Source organism: Rhodococcus antarcticus (assembly GCF_026153295.1).
GTDB classification, from domain to species: domain Bacteria; phylum Actinomycetota; class Actinomycetes; order Mycobacteriales; family Mycobacteriaceae; genus Rhodococcus_D; species Rhodococcus_D antarcticus.
The window spans coordinates 3,664,400-3,678,202 of record NZ_CP110615.1 but is presented as its reverse complement, the minus strand read 5'-3'; the positions used below and the strand labels follow the sequence as shown (position 1 = coordinate 3,678,202).

Annotated in this window: 14 protein-coding genes and 1 tRNA gene; 9 read left to right on the top strand and 6 right to left on the bottom strand. The window is 74.8% G+C overall.

Features of this window, described 5'->3' with window-relative positions; genetic code table 11:
• Window positions 1–102: 102 nt before the first annotated feature.
• Window positions 103–339 carry an AbrB/MazE/SpoVT family DNA-binding domain-containing protein gene (locus RHODO2019_RS17910; protein WP_265383048.1) on the top strand — a complete coding sequence of 79 codons (237 nt, stop codon included), beginning with the start codon at window positions 103–105 and terminating at the stop codon, window positions 337–339.
• Entirely contained in the window at window positions 336–749 is a 414-nt protein-coding gene (locus tag RHODO2019_RS17905) for a PIN domain-containing protein (RefSeq protein WP_265383047.1), read from the top strand. The genes RHODO2019_RS17910 and RHODO2019_RS17905 overlap by 4 nt, the downstream gene beginning before the upstream one ends.
• Before the next feature lie 31 nt (window positions 750–780).
• Here RHODO2019_RS17905 and dcd read toward each other — a convergent pair whose 3' ends face one another.
• The gene (dcd, locus tag RHODO2019_RS17900) at window positions 781–1,362 is read right to left on the bottom strand and encodes a dCTP deaminase (RefSeq protein ID WP_265383046.1); all 582 of its coding nucleotides are present in this window, start codon (window positions 1,360–1,362) and stop codon (window positions 781–783) included.
• An 89-nt stretch (window positions 1,363–1,451) separates the two neighbouring features.
• On the opposite strand from dcd, the gene RHODO2019_RS17895 reads away from it, so the two are divergent.
• Window positions 1,452–1,522 (top strand) — tRNA-Gly (locus tag RHODO2019_RS17895).
• Window positions 1,523–1,876: 354 nt separating this feature from the next.
• The gene (locus tag RHODO2019_RS17890) at window positions 1,877–3,220 is read left to right on the top strand and encodes a sensor domain-containing phosphodiesterase (RefSeq protein WP_265383045.1); all 1,344 of its coding nucleotides are present in this window, start codon (window positions 1,877–1,879) and stop codon (window positions 3,218–3,220) included.
• A 24-nt stretch (window positions 3,221–3,244) separates the two neighbouring features.
• Here RHODO2019_RS17890 and RHODO2019_RS17885 read toward each other — a convergent pair whose 3' ends face one another.
• Window positions 3,245–4,843 carry a bifunctional 3'-5' exonuclease/DNA polymerase gene (locus RHODO2019_RS17885; protein WP_265383044.1) on the bottom strand — a complete coding sequence of 533 codons (1,599 nt, stop codon included), beginning with the start codon at window positions 4,841–4,843 and terminating at the stop codon, window positions 3,245–3,247.
• A 218-nt stretch (window positions 4,844–5,061) separates the two neighbouring features.
• Between RHODO2019_RS17885 and RHODO2019_RS17880 the strand changes: the two genes are divergently transcribed.
• Both RHODO2019_RS17880 and RHODO2019_RS17875 read left to right on the top strand, forming a co-directional pair.
• Complete coding sequence (locus RHODO2019_RS17880) at window positions 5,062–5,703, top strand: RNA polymerase sigma factor (protein WP_265383043.1); 642 nt, start codon at window positions 5,062–5,064, stop codon at window positions 5,701–5,703.
• Window positions 5,700–7,019: a sialidase family protein gene (locus RHODO2019_RS17875; protein WP_265383042.1), complete on the top strand. Its 1,320-nt coding sequence runs from the start codon at window positions 5,700–5,702 to the stop codon at window positions 7,017–7,019. Before RHODO2019_RS17880 ends, RHODO2019_RS17875 begins: the two co-directional genes overlap by 4 nt.
• Before the next feature lie 207 nt (window positions 7,020–7,226).
• On the opposite strand, the gene RHODO2019_RS17870 is transcribed toward RHODO2019_RS17875, so the two are convergent.
• Window positions 7,227–7,520, bottom strand: coding sequence for a WhiB family transcriptional regulator (locus tag RHODO2019_RS17870; protein ID WP_265383041.1), 294 nt, complete (start codon window positions 7,518–7,520; stop codon window positions 7,227–7,229).
• 354 nt (window positions 7,521–7,874) lie between these two features.
• On the opposite strand from RHODO2019_RS17870, the gene RHODO2019_RS17865 reads away from it, so the two are divergent.
• Window positions 7,875–8,912, top strand: coding sequence for a MerR family transcriptional regulator (locus RHODO2019_RS17865; protein ID WP_265383040.1), 1,038 nt, complete (start codon window positions 7,875–7,877; stop codon window positions 8,910–8,912).
• A gap of 73 nt (window positions 8,913–8,985) precedes the next feature.
• Here the strand turns inward: RHODO2019_RS17865 and RHODO2019_RS17860 are convergent, their stop codons facing one another.
• Entirely contained in the window at window positions 8,986–9,642 is a 657-nt protein-coding gene (locus RHODO2019_RS17860) for a DUF2461 domain-containing protein (RefSeq protein ID WP_265383039.1), read from the bottom strand.
• A gap of 338 nt (window positions 9,643–9,980) precedes the next feature.
• On the opposite strand from RHODO2019_RS17860, the gene RHODO2019_RS17855 reads away from it, so the two are divergent.
• Window positions 9,981–10,439: an RtcB family protein gene (locus RHODO2019_RS17855; protein WP_435532146.1), complete on the top strand. Its 459-nt coding sequence runs from the start codon at window positions 9,981–9,983 to the stop codon at window positions 10,437–10,439.
• A gap of 6 nt (window positions 10,440–10,445) precedes the next feature.
• On the opposite strand, the gene RHODO2019_RS17850 is transcribed toward RHODO2019_RS17855, so the two are convergent.
• Entirely contained in the window at window positions 10,446–10,910 is a 465-nt protein-coding gene (locus RHODO2019_RS17850; RefSeq protein ID WP_265383038.1) for a universal stress protein, read from the bottom strand.
• A gap of 51 nt (window positions 10,911–10,961) precedes the next feature.
• A complete protein-coding gene (locus RHODO2019_RS17845; protein ID WP_265383037.1) occupies window positions 10,962–11,945 on the bottom strand; it encodes a sirohydrochlorin chelatase in 984 nt (327 codons plus the stop codon).
• Between the two features lie 83 nt (window positions 11,946–12,028).
• On the opposite strand from RHODO2019_RS17845, the gene RHODO2019_RS17840 reads away from it, so the two are divergent.
• Window positions 12,029–13,780, top strand: coding sequence for an ABC transporter ATP-binding protein (locus tag RHODO2019_RS17840; RefSeq protein ID WP_265383036.1), 1,752 nt, complete (start codon window positions 12,029–12,031; stop codon window positions 13,778–13,780).
• Window positions 13,781–13,803 lie beyond the last annotated feature (23 nt).

Genomic DNA, 13,803 nt, shown 5'->3' with positions numbered 1-13,803 from the left:
GTTCAACCCCCTCGGCGACTGACCACGACGGTGCCGATCATGTCCCACGACGGGCGGGCGGAGCGACGCGGACCGGTGGCAGAGCGCTGGTATCGTCCTGCCATGCACACCACGATCGACGCCGCCGGCCGCATCGTCATCCCCAAGGCCCTGCGGGACGCCGTGGGGCTCACCGGGGGGTCCTCGGTGGACGTCAGCGTCTACGGCGGCGGGCTGCAGGTGACGCCGACGGCCCGCACCGCCACCCTCCGTCGGGTGGACGGCCACCTCGTGGTGGAAGCGGCCGTCGAGTTCACCGACGACGTGCTGTTCGGCCTGATCGACGACGGTCGCCGGTGACCGTGGTCGCGCTGGACACGAGCGCGGCGATTCCCTGGCTGCACGTCACCCACCGGGCGCACCGGGCCGTCCGTGCCGCGGTCGGCGACCGGACCCCGGTGCTGACGACACACTCCCTCGCCGAGACGTACTCCGTGCTGACCCGTGCACCGGCCGCCCTGCGGCTCGCCCCCGAGGACGCCGCCTCCGTGCTGGAGCGGGAGTTCGGCACCCCGGTCAGCCCCACCCCCGAGCTCGCCGCGAGCCTGCCCCGCCACCTGGCCGACCGTGGGGTCAGCGGCGGCGCCACCTACGACGGGCTGGTCGCCCTGGCCGCGTCGTCCGCCGGCACCGTCCTGCTCACCCGCGACGCCCGGGCGGTCTCGACCTACCGGACCTTGGGGACCCGCTTCGAGGTCGTCGCGGACTGAGCTGGACCGCTCAGCGGACGACGGGCCCCGGTCAGCGGACGGTGGGCGCCCGGTCGAAGCGCAGGTGTGCCTTGGACGGCGTGGGGCCGCGCTGGCCCTGGTAGCGCGAACCGGCCTCGACCGAGCCGTACGGGTGCTCGGCGGCCGAGGAGAGCCGCAGCAGGCACAGCTGGCCGATCTTCATGCCCGGCCACAGCGTGATGGGCAGGTTGGCCACGTTGGAGAGCTCCAGGGTGATGTGACCGCTGAACCCGGGGTCGATGAACCCGGCCGTGGAGTGCGTGAGCAGGCCCAGGCGCCCCAGCGAGCTCTTGCCCTCCAGCCGGCCGGCCAGGTCGTCGGGCAGCGTGCACGCCTCGAGGGTGGAGCCGAGCACGAACTCCCCCGGGTGCAGCACGAACGGCTCGTCGCCCTCGGGCTCCACGAGGCTGGTCAGCTCGTCCTGCTGCTGGGCGGGGTCGATGTGGGTGTAGCGGGTGTTGTTGAACACGCGGAAGAACCGGTCCAGGCGCACGTCGATGCTGGAGGGCTGCACCATGGCCGGGTCGTAGGGCTCGAGGCCCAGACGTCCCGAGGCGAGCTCGGCCTTGAGGTCGCGGTCCGAGAGCAGCATGGGCGGCAGCGTATCGGCCTCGTCCGGCCTCCAGGGCGCGACCACCTCAGCTGATCGGCTACCATCACCGGGCCCGCAGGATGGGGCACGCGAATGTAGTTCAGTGGTAGAACATCAGCTTCCCAAGCTGAATATGCGGGTTCGATTCCCGTCATTCGCTCACTGGTTCCGCCGGCGCCCTGCGCGCCTGCTCCCCCTCCCCGACGACGCGCGGGCGTGATGTCGAGGCGCGAGCTCCCCCGGCAGGACCGCGCGGGCGTGATGTCGTACGCAGCGATCGAGACGCCCCACCCGGGTGGACGTACCCACCTGGCGTCACCGGTCGTTGACGCAGTGTGCGTGCCCGCTCCCACGTCGGGGTAGCTCGGTCGTGGTGTGCGGGTGACGGACGCGTCATCGACCGCTGTGGAGCTCGGACGGAGATCTGACGAACCGCCGGCGGCCGACGACCGAACCACCAGCAGGAACGTCCACGGCGTCACCAGGCTCGACCGACCAGGAGAGCGGGTGCCCGGTGCAGTTCACGGACAGACGCCCCACCCCCGCATCCGGTGCGACCCGGCACCCCGACCGCCGGCACACGTCGGCCACGCACTACGTCGACCTGGACCTCGCGGCCCTCGGTGCCCTGCGCACCACCGTGGAGCTCGCCCGGCGCATGCTCGGCTTCCCGGTGGCCCAGCTGAACATCCTCGACGCCTTCCGCATGCACACGCTGGTGGAGCTGGGCACCGACCGGGTGGCGCCCCGGTCCGACGGCCGCGGCGAGGGCCTGTGCGACGGGGTGGTGCGCACCGGGGTGCCCCGCGTGGTCCGCGACGTGGTGGCCGAGCACCCCGACCACCCCACGGCGACCAGCGGGTTCCGCAGCTACGTCGGGGTGCCGGTGCAGGGACGGGAGGGCCTCACCGTGGGCGGGCTGTGCCTCATCGACTCCCGACCCCGCGAGATCACCCCCACCATGGTCGAGCAGCTCGCCGAGTTCGCGTCCATCGTCGAGGACCAGCTGGACCTGGCCCGGCGCCGCCACGACGGTGCGCTCGTGGGCGTGGACCCCGCCGTCCTGGCGGCGGCCGTGGACGGTGGCGAGGTGCTCCCCTGGTACCAGCCGCTGGTGGACCTGCACACCGGCGCCATCCTGGGGTTCGAGGCCCTCGCGCGCTGGCAGCACCCGCGACTGGGGACGGTGTCGCCCGCCTCCTTCATCCCGGTGGCAGAGGACAGCGACCTCGTCATCGACCTCGACCTCGCGGTGCTGCGCCGGGCCATGCACGACCTGGCCGGCTGGCGCCGCACCCGCCCGGAGCTCCGGCTCAGCGTCAACCTCTCCGCCAAGCACCTGACCGCCCAGGAGAGCGTCGTGCGGCTGCGCGAGGCCGCGGCGGTCGCGGGCGTGCCGCCCCACCAGGTGGACCTGGAGATCACCGAGACCGCGGCCGTGGCCGCCAGCAGCCGCAGCGTGGACGTGCTCGCCCAGCTGCGCGAGCACGGCTTCCGCGTGGTCCTCGACGACTTCGGCACCGGCTGGTCCTCCCTGGAGCACCTGCTGCGCCTGCCCGTGGACGGGCTCAAGATCGACCGCGGGCTGACCGCGTCGCTGGGCCAGCGCAACGCCGACGCCGTGGTCCGCGCCGTCACCGGCATGAGCCGCGACATGGGCCTGACCACGGTGATCGAGGGCGTGGAGTCCGCGGACGCGGCGTGCCGGGCGCGCGCGCTCGGGTGCACTGTCGGGCAGGGCTACCTGTGGTCGGCCGCCGTGCCCGCCGCGCACGTCCCCGCGCTGCTTGCCCTCGAGGACGCGCCCGGGTACAGCCCTCCCTCGCCCGCGCCGACCGTCCGCGCCGTGGCCGGCTGACCGGTCGGGTCAGGTCAGGTCAGGTCAGGTCGCGCCGAGTCCGATCGGGTCGGTCTTGTCCGGCTCAGCTCCGGTCGGGTCGGTCTCGTCGGGCTCGGCGTAGACGCGGCGGACGGCGACGTCCATCGGGAACCGCACCGCCGTGTCGCCGAACACGAGCCGCCGTGCCACCTCCGTCGCGGCGAGCACGTGGGCGCTGACCCGGTCGGGATCGGCACAGTGCACCACCACCTCGTCGTGCTGGAAGAACACCAGCTCGGCCTCCGGCTCGTCGGCCAGCCGCCGACGCAGCTCCGCCACGAGGCACAGGGCCCACTCCGCGGCCGTCGCCTGCACCACGAAGTTGCGGGTGAACCGCCCGCGCGCGGCCGGGTCCCACTCGTGGTCCGGGGGCGGCGGGCTCGCCCGGCCGAGCAGCGAGTGCACCACCTCCCCCCGCTCGCCCGCCCGCGCCGCCTCCTCGACGAAGCCCACGGCCACCGGGAACTGCCGGCGCAGGCGCGCGAGCAGGGCCCGGGACTCACCGGCCGTGGCCCCGTAGAGCACCCCCAGCACGGCGACCTTGGCCCGCGCCCGGTCGCCGCCGAAGGCCGCGGCCGCCACCGGCGCGTAGAGGTCGGCCTCCCCGGCGGCCGCCACCATCCCGGCGTCCCCCGACATCGCGGCGAGCACCCGGGGCTCCAGCTGACCGGCGTCAGCGATCACGAACGTGCGCCCCGGCTCGGCGACCACGCTGCGCCGCAACAGCTTCGGGATCTGCAGGGCGCCCCCGCCCCGGCTCGCCCACCGCCCGCTGGGGGTGCCACCGGGGACGTAGACGGGGCGGAAGCGGTCGCCGTGCACCCAGGTGTCCAGCCACAGCCACCCGTTGGTTCCGTGCAGGCGGCCGAGCTCCTTGTGCCGCAGCAGCAGCGGGACCGCCCGGTGGTGCACCCCGCGCAGGGTGCGGGCCTGGGTGTTGGGCACGTCCAGCCCCTCGCGGGCGAACGCGGCCAGCACCTCGGCGGCCGACTCCGGGTTCACCCGCTTGCCGAAAGCCTCCTCGATGGCGGCGTTCAGCTCGACCAGGCGCGGCGGGAGCAGCCCCTCCGGCGGCCGGGCCCCGAGCTGGCGGACCAGCAGGTCGCCGTGGCGGGCCGCGGAGAAGGGCAGACCGTCGTGGCCGAGCTCGGCGGCAGCCAGCGCCCCGGCCGACTCGGCCGCCACCAGCAGCCGCAGCCGCCGGTCACCCCCGATCTCGGCGAGCTGGGCGGCGAGCACGGCCACCGGGTCCGGAGCGGGCTCCGCCGGGGCGGTCTCGAACAGGCCCGGCCGCTCGTCGGCCGGACGCCGCTCGGGGGCGGGCCGGCGGCCGGCGCGCGCGTCGAGCAGGGCGGCGGTGCGGGCGAGGTCGTGCACCCGCTGGACACGCACCCCGGCCCGGAGCAGGGCGCCGTAGGTGTCGGCGGAGTCCGGCCACACCCAGCGCGGGTGCTGCGCCGCCTCGACCTCGGCCACGGCGGCCGGCAGGTCGTCCACGTCGCGGGGGGAGGCCGTCGGGGTGCCCTCGTCATCGGCGGCCACGAGGCGGGCGGACCCCGGGCCGGAGGACCCCGGCAGCACCACCACGAACACCACCGGCATTCTGCCCCGTGCGTGATTTCTGGACCCAGGAGGCGAGGTTTCCTCTCCAGGGCGGGTGGGGGTGGGCGCGGCCCGGTGCGGCCGAGCTCGGCGCGAGGTTCCGGATCGCCCGTCGTTCTGGCACCCGCAACCCGTTCCAACCGGAGTCCGCCCCCGCTCGTCTCAGCCTGCGACAGCACACGACCGCTCGGTCGCGCCCGCGAGCAGGGAGGTCGACCGTGACCACGACCGCGCTGCCCGTGTCCCTGCTCGACCGTCCCCGCCGGGGTGAGAGGCTTGCCGGGTCGAGCAGTCGGGGGGGCGGGGAGCGCGTGCAGAGCGGGGTGGACGGCTACATCGAGCCGGCCGTCGACGACGTCACCTCCGCCGCGTTCTTCCGCGCGCACTACCCACGCCTGGCCGGCTGGTGCCGCAGGCTCGTGGACGACGACGACACCGCGCACGAGATCGCCTCCGAGGCGTTCACCCGGCTGGTGGCCAAGCGCCGTCAGCTCGACGACCCGCGCAGCTACCTCTACACGATCGCCGTGAACCTCGTCCGCGACCACTGGCGCCGCACCCAGCGCGAGCGCCGCGGCCTGCGCCAGATCATCGCCGGGCGCCCCGAGCAGAGCATCCGCCCACCCGGCCCGGACAGCGAGCTGCGCCTGCTCGTGGAGACGCTGCCCGACAAGCTCCGCGGGCCCGTCCTGCTGCACTACTTCGGCGACTTCAGCATCGACGACGTCGCCCGCATGCTCGGTCGCAAGGCCGGCACCGTGAAGAGCCAGCTGTTCGACGCCCGCGCCGTGCTGCGGACGGCCCTCGAGGACCCGGCGGTCGACGGACCCAGCCTCCACCACCCCCAGGACCGGCCATGACCAGCCCGCACGACCCGCTGGCCCGGCTGCGCCCGGAGATCACCCCCCTCGCGGCGCCCGACGGTGCGCACCAGGAGGTCCTTCGCCGTGCGGCCCGCCGCCGGGTGCGCACCGCGTCGATCGTGGCGTCGGGTGCCGCCGTCGTCGCGCTCGTGGTCGCGGTGCCGCTGGTGGTCGTGGCCGGGGGCACCGACGAGCAGGTCGCCCAGCCCGCTCCCCCGACGTCGCCCCTGCTCACCCCAGCACCGACCACCGTCGTCCCCGCCCCTGCCGCGCCCACCGCGACGGTTCCCCCGGTCACCACCGCCCCCCCACCCTCCGACGACGGCCGCCCCACCGGCCCGGTGCCACGGGGCTTCGCGCCGCAGTCGGTCACCTTCATCTCCACCCGGGACGGCTGGACCCTGGGCCAGGCACCCTGCACCAAGCAGCCCTGCACGTCCGTGGCCCGCACCTCCGACGGCGGCGCCAGCTGGGTGGGCACCGCCGCACCCCGCACCGGTGACGTGCTCGGCAGCGCCGTCACCTCCGGCGTCGACCAGCTCCGCTTCGGCAGTCCCACCGACGGCTGGGCGTTCGGCGGCGAGCTGTGGTCCACCCACGACGGCGACCACTGGGACGCGGTCCCGCTGCCCGCCGGGCAGGCCGCGGTGTCCCTGGCCGCCAACAGCACCCGCGTGGTCGCCGGTCTCGGTGTCGGGTGCGGCACCTCCGGCGCGTGCACGCAGACCGTCCTGCGCTCCGCGGCCTCGGGAGGTGACGCCTTCACCCCCCTGCCCGGGGCCAGCACGGTGCCCGGCCGCGCCGCGGTCACGCTCTCCGGGAGCACGGTGTGGGCGTTGTCGGTAGACGGCGGCACCACCCGGCTCGTCCGGGGCGCCGCCGACGGCTCGTCCGACGTCGCCGCCCTGCCCACGCCGTGCACCCAGAACGCCGACCGGGCCCGGATGGCCGCGTCCACCCGCACCGACCTGGTGCTCGCCTGCACCACCACCGGAAGCACGGACGTGCAGGTCTTCGCGTCGAAGGACGCCGGCGGGAGCTGGGCCCGCACGGGAAGCGCAACGCTGCCCGGGGCGCTCACCGCGGTCGCGGCCGCTCCTGGAACGGTGCTGCTCTCCGACGACGCCGGCGGGGTGCAGCGCAGCACCGACGGCGGGGCGAGCTTCGGCACCGTCCTGGCCGGCTCCGGGTTCTCCTTCGTCGGCTTGACCAGCAGCAGCCAGGGGGTGGCCCTGCCCGCCACCCCCGGGGTCGCCGACCTCCGGATCACCCGTGACGGCGGGACGAGCTGGCAGACCCTCGACGTGTCCTGACCCCGCTCGACCGCCCGAGCCAACCGAACGGCCTCGCCGACCGTCTCCGGGGTGCGGGCCCGCCAGGGGCAGCCGCGCGACGTGGGCGGTGTTGCAGCGCGGGGGCGCTGCGACGGTGCGGCCGGGGCGACGGGGGTCGTCCGGTTACCGGGACGCGGCAGCGCTCCTGGCGGGTCCGCAGCACCGCCCGCACGACGAGCGTCGTGCCTAGACGGCGATCTTGCGGTTCTTGGTGCGGACCGCGCTCTCGCGCTCGGACTCCGACATGCCACCCCAGATGCCGTAGGGCTCCTGGACGGCCAGGGCGTGGGCCCGGCACTGCTCCAGCACCGGGCAGCGAGCACACATCGCCTTCGCCCGGGACTCGCGCTGCGCCCGGGCCGGGCCCCGCTCCCCGTCCGGGTGGAAGAAGAACGACGAGTCCACGCCGCGGCACAGCCCCTGCATCTGCCAGTCCCAGATGTCTGCGTTGGGTCCCGGCAGCCGTCGTACGTCAGCCATGTCGTCTCCTGCTCGTCGCGTCGTGCGATCCAGCGGCCCTGACGAGCCGTTGACGAGAACGTAGGCCTTGCGGTCAATCGAGTCAAACCTTGTTCGCTAAATTTTATCTTTCATGCCTGAACCGTTTCAACGGAGGCCTTCGGGGAGGCGCTGGCACACGGGCTCTGTCGCGAGACGATCCAGGATATTAGGGGTGAATTCTCCCACGACGCGGAGTCATCGAGGAGTGGCACGACGGTGCGAGGGTTGTTCACGATGCGGTCACAAGTTGTGCAGAACCCTCAGCTGGGTAAAACTTCACTCGCTGCCACCGCAGATCGCCACCCCCTCGCCCCGCCAGGAGGTGCGACGTCCATGAGTGCCCTGCGCGCCCCCGACGACACACCCGGAACCGGCGCTCCCGGAGCTGGCGCTCCCGGATTCGAGGCGACGGCCGTGGAGGGCCTGCGGCTGTCCGTCGCAGCGGTCGCGCGGCGCCTCGGGGTGGCGCCGGCAACCCTGCGCACCTGGGACCGGCGCTACGGGGTGGGGCCCAGCGAGCACCGCCCGGGCAGCCACCGCCGCTACGCACCCCTCGACATGCGACGCCTCGAGCTCATGCAGGACGCCCTGGCCCACGGCGCCTCCCCCGCCGAGGCGGCGCGTCTGGCCCTGGCCGCACTCGCCGGCGAGACCACCCCCGAACCGCCCGGCCCGCGAGCAGCAGCGCCGGGGCCTCTCGTCGTGGACCACGACACCACTGTCTCCACCGGGCACCGCTCCTCGCTGCCGATGCGCGGGGCCGGGCGCCGAGCGCACGGCCTCGCTCGTGCGGTGCTCGCCCTCGACGGTGACAGCACCACCCGCCAGCTCCGGGACAGCATCGAGGCCACCGGGGTCATCACGACCTGGGACGACGTCGCGCGGCCCGTGCTCCGCGCCCTGGCCGAACGCTGGTCGCGCACCGGGGCCGGCATCGAGCTCGAACACCTGCTCACCGAGGCCATCACCACCGTGATGGCCCAGGTCACCATGTCCGCACCACCACCGGTCTCGGCCCGCCCGATCCTGCTGGGGTCGATGTCCGGTGAGCTCCACGCCCTGCCCCTGCGCGTGCTGCGCGCCACCCTCGCCGAGCGCGGCGTGCAGACGAGCCTGCTCGGGGCGGACCTCCCGATCGGAGCCCTCGCCGCCGCCGTCGCCCGCACCGCACCCGCAGCGCTGTTCCTCTGGTCACAGGACGATCGCAACGCCGATCCCGACCTGGTCGGCCAGCTCCCCCGCATCCGCCCACGCACCCGCTGCTACGTCGGGGGACCGGGCTGGAACCCCACCCGCCTGCCACCCACGGTGGTGGCGCTCGGCTCCCTCGGCGAAGCCAGCAACGTGCTCACCGCCGCCGCCGGACTCTGACACCGGAGCCCGACCGGCCCTCCTGGTCCGCGGTGCTCCCGCTGGACGCCGGTGTCCCCCACGAGCGTCCCGCTCAGGCCGCGGGCTCCACGGGCAGCGCGGACAGGTAGGCGTTCCAGCGCTGCACCCCGTGCCAGTGGTCGACGATCCGGGTGAGGCACTCCCGGGTCTGGAGCCACGCCCGGGGCGGGTGCACCGCGCCCACGGTCAGCGTGGTCAGGCGGAGGAGCTCGATGCGCGGGTGGTCCTTGGCCCAGCCCCGCGGCGCCGTCTTCAGCGACGACCCCGTGCCGAGCTCCAGGCCGACGGCGTCCAGCTCAGCCAGCAGCTGGTCGAGGCCGTCACCACGCTCCCCGTCGTCCACCGCCTGACGGAACGCGGCCAGCTGCTCGCGGCTGGGCTGCCACCACCCGCCGGCCACCCGGAGCCCGTCGGCGGAGACCTGCGCGTAGAGCGCGGACGAGCCGTCGCCGACCACCAGGCTGGCCTGCTCCTTGTAGGGCCGCTTGTCCTTGCTGAACCGCAGGTCCCGGTTCGGGCGGAACACCTTGGGCTCGCCGAACTCCGGGGTGAGCTCGCCGGCCAGCAGCTCGAGCGGGGTGCGCACGTCGTCCTCGTAGACCTGCTTGTTCGCGAGCCAGTACTCACGGCTGTTCTGCTCGTGCAGGCCGCGGTACAGCTCGACCAGGCCGGGGCCGAAGCCGCTGAACCGGGGGGCTTCGGAGGGCATGCGCCCATGGTCCCAGGCCGGTGACCGGGGCGCCGCCGGGGCGAGTGGGCGGGGGCGGGGGCGTTGGGCGCGCACAACGCCGTTCCGGGGCCGTTCTTGGGACGTTGTGCGCGCACAACGCGCCCCAGGAGCGCACAACGTCCCACCGGACGAGGCCCCGATCGGGGAGCGCTGCGAGCGCTGGGTGCCCCGATCTGCGGAGCCGCGGCGACCAGGATGACCCACGACCGGCCTCGCCCTCCAGGTGAGCCCGTCCCGCCGCCACGCGGTGGAGGTCGCTGTCGTAAACCGTTGGACGGCAGGAAACCTGGGGCCATGGAGCACATCACGACCGCCTGGTGAGCTGGGCGTCGATCCTCGAGGAGAACACCCGGGACCAGGCCCTGACCACGAGCCGTCTGCACTTCGTCTTCCCGCACGTCGCCCTCATGCCGGACGCCCACCTGGGCGAGTGGGTCTCCCCCAAGGGCGCCATCGAGGCGCGGCAGGGCCAGCTCGGCCACATCCCCGGCTCCAATGGGCACCCGCAGCTACGTGGTGTCCGGCAAGGGGAACGCCGTGTCGCTGCAGTCGTCGCCGCACGGGGCTGGACGCACTCCCGGTCGGCGGCGAGCAAAGCCTTCACCCGCGCCGAGCTGCACCAGGCCATGGTCGGCAGCTCCTACCGGGACACCGACGCGTTCCGTGACGAGATCCCTCAGGCGTACAAGGACATTGACCAGGTGATGGTCGACGCGTCGGACCTTGTCGAGGTGGTGCACACCCTCCGCCAGGTGCTCAACGTCACGGGTGACTGAGCCCGCTCAGGGCACCACGACCACGGGCCAGCCCCCGGCGCGGACCAGCCGCCCCGCCACGCTGCCCACGATGCGGTGCCCGACCTGCCCGGACGCGCCGACGACCACCGTGTCGGCGCGCTCGCGGTCGGCGATCCGGACGAGCTCGGTGTAGGCGTCACCCCGCACGATGACGACCTCGGGCTCGATCCCGGCGGTGACGGCGGCCGTGGAGATCTGGGCGACCAGCTCCACGGCCGCCTCCTCCGCGGCCTCCCGCATGGCCGGCTGCAACCCGGGGGCCATCGCCGACGCCCCGGCCCAGCTGCCGCCGGGGTTCACCACGTGCACCACGACGAGCCGCGCACCCTGCCGCCGCGCCAGGCCCGCCGCGTAGGCCCCGGCGCGCATGCCGGTCACCGTGTCGTCGAGGCCGACGAGGATCACCTTCGGCCCGTCGTTGCCGAGCTCGAACGTCCCCGGTGTCGTCACGACCCGAGGCTGCCCGGGTGTGCAGGAAAGCTCGCGTCCTGGGTCCAGAAATCACGCACGGGGCGAATGGCCGTGGCCGTGGCCCGTGACGGGGTCGTTCGGGTGGTCGTGCGGGGTCTGCGGCTGGCCCACGCGCTTCTCGAACCCGCGGATCGCCACCCGGTACATGCAGGTGTCGCAGTGCGAGCGGACGGCGGTCGCGGCCGCCTCCGCGTAGCGCTCCACCACGGCCTCGGCCAGCAGGTCGCAGTCACCGATCACGCCCGCCGAGCGCACCTCGACGTCGTGCACCTCGGCCCAGGCGACCGTCTGCTCGACGATCCGGTTGGGCAGCACCCCGGCGAACATGAACAGCGGCAGCACCACCACGCGGGTGGCCCCGAGCCGGCGGCACCGCTCGAGCGCGGCGGGCACCCCGGGCGCGGCCAGGCTGATGAAGCTGGTCTCCACCCCGGCCAGCGGGGCACCGTCCGCGGCCGCGGTCTCGAGCAGCAGCCGGGCGGCGCGGGCCACCTCGGAGTTCGCGTCCGGGTCGGTGGAGCCGCGGCCGACCAGGACGACGTGGGTCCCGGCGCGGTCGGCACGGTCGAGGACCTCGTCGAGGCGCTCGGTCAGCGCCGCGAGCACCCGCGGGTCCGGCCCGAGCACGCCGCCGTAGCGGTAGGTCAGCCCCGGGTAGCGGCCCACCTCGCGCGCCAGGGCGGCGGGGATGTCGCCCTTGGCGTGCCCGGCGGCGACGAGCATGAGCGGGACGGCGACGACGTGCCGGTGCCCGAGCGCGACGAGATCGGCCGCGGCGTCGGTGACCGGGGGCGGTGCGAGCTCGATGAGCCCCCCGGCGACGTCGACGCCCTCGGTGGCCAGGCGTGCGGTGACGCGGGCGATGAACGAGCGGAACTGCTCCTCGCCGGGCAGGCACCGGGTGCCGTGGCCGACCACCAGCAGCGGCGGCGGCCCGTCGTGCGCCTGCGCGGCGACGGTGGGCAGGGGCGGCCGCTCGGTGCGGACGGTGGGCAGCGGCAGGGTGCTCAGCACGAGGGCTGAGACTACGGCGAACCGGCGCGGGCGGTCCGGCGACGAGGTCAACGCCCCGGCCGCATCGCTGGCAGGCTCGGTCCGTGAGCGACGTGCGGGCACCGGAGAACACGACCGACGCGGGGCTGCGCCAGCTGTGGCCCTACGTCCGCGAGCACCGGGGCGCCCTCGTCGTCGTCGCCGTCCTCTCCCTCGTCACGGCCGGGACCGCGCTGGCGCAGCCGCTGCTGGTGAACCGGGTGATCTCCGCCGTGCAGGACGCCCGCCCGACGGGGGCGCTGTCGCTGCTGCTGGTGGTGATCCTGGTGGCCGGGGCCGTGCTCGGTGCCGTGCAGAGCTTCCTGCTGCAGCGCACCGCCGAGGGCGTGGTGCTCAGCACCCGGCGCACCCTGGCCGAGCGCCTGCTGCGGCTGCCCGTGGTGGAGCACGACCAGCGGCGCACCGGGGACCTGATGAGCCGCATCGGCTCCGACACGACGCTGCTGCGGGCCGTGGTGACCTCCGGGCTGGTGGACATCGCGAGCAGCCTCGTGGTGGTCGTCGGGGCCGCGATCGCGATGGCCCTGGTGGACGTGGTCCTGCTCGGGGTGACGCTGCTCGCGGTGGCCGTCGGCGCGCTCGTCATCGCCCTGGCCTCGCGCCGGGTGCGGGCGCTGTCGCGGCTGACGCAGGCGAAGGTCGGCGCCATGACCGCGGCGGTGGAGCGCTCGCTCTCGGCGGTCCGCACCATCCGGGCCAGCGGGGCCACCGACCGGGAGGTCGACGGGGTGGTCGGGGCCGCCACCGAGGCGTACACGGTGGGGGTGCGCACGGCACGGCTGCAGGCACTGATCTCCCCGGCCGCGACCATCGCCACCCAGGGCTCGTTCCTGGCCGTGCTCGGCATCGGCGGGGCCCGGGTGGCCAGCGGGGCGCTCACCGTCGGGGCGCTCGTCTCCTTCGTGCTGTACCTGTTCCTGCTCGTCCTGCCCCTGGCGCGCCTGGCGCAGAGCTGGACCCAGCTGCAGACCGGCCTCGGGGCCCTGGGCCGCATCGAGGAGATCCGGCTGCTGCCCGAGGAGGACAACGGGGACGTGGCCGTCTCCACCCCGCGCGTCCTCGGGGCGCCGGCGCTGGAGCTGCGGGGCGTGGACTTCGACCACGACGACGGCACCCCCGTGCTGCGCGGGGTCAGCCTGCGCATCCCGGCCGGCACCCGCACCGCGCTCGTCGGGCCGTCCGGGGCGGGGAAGTCGACCGTGCTGGCCCTGGTCGAGCGCTTCTACGACGTGACCGGCGGGGCCGTGCTCGTGGACGGGGTGGACGTGCGCGCCTGGACGCGCGCCGAGCTCCGGGCCGGGCTGGGCTACGTGGAGCAGGACTCCCCCGTGCTGGCCGGGACGCTGCGGGAGAACCTCGCCCTGGCCGCGCCCGGCACGAGCGAGGGCCAGCAGCTCGCGGTGCTCGACCAGGTGAACCTGCGCGCGCTGGTCAGCCGGAGCCCGCTGGGCCTGGACGCGCAGGTGGGCGAGGAGGGGGTGCTGCTCTCCGGCGGGGAGCGCCAGCGCCTGGCCATCGCGCGGACGCTGCTCGCCCGGCCGCGGCTCATGCTGCTCGACGAGCCGACCGCCAGCCTGGACGCCCGCAACGAGCAGGCGCTGCGCGCGGCGGTGGACGCCGCTGCCGCCGACGGGCGCACGCTGCTCGTGGTGGCCCACCGGCTCTCGACGGTCATCCACTCCGACCAGATCGTGGTCCTCGACGACGGCCGGGTGGTGGCGGCGGGCACGCACGCCGAGCTGCTGGTCTCCAGCCCGCTCTACGGCGAGCTGGCCCGGTCGCAGCTGCTGGCCTGAGCGGCGCGCGGCGCGCGGCGCGC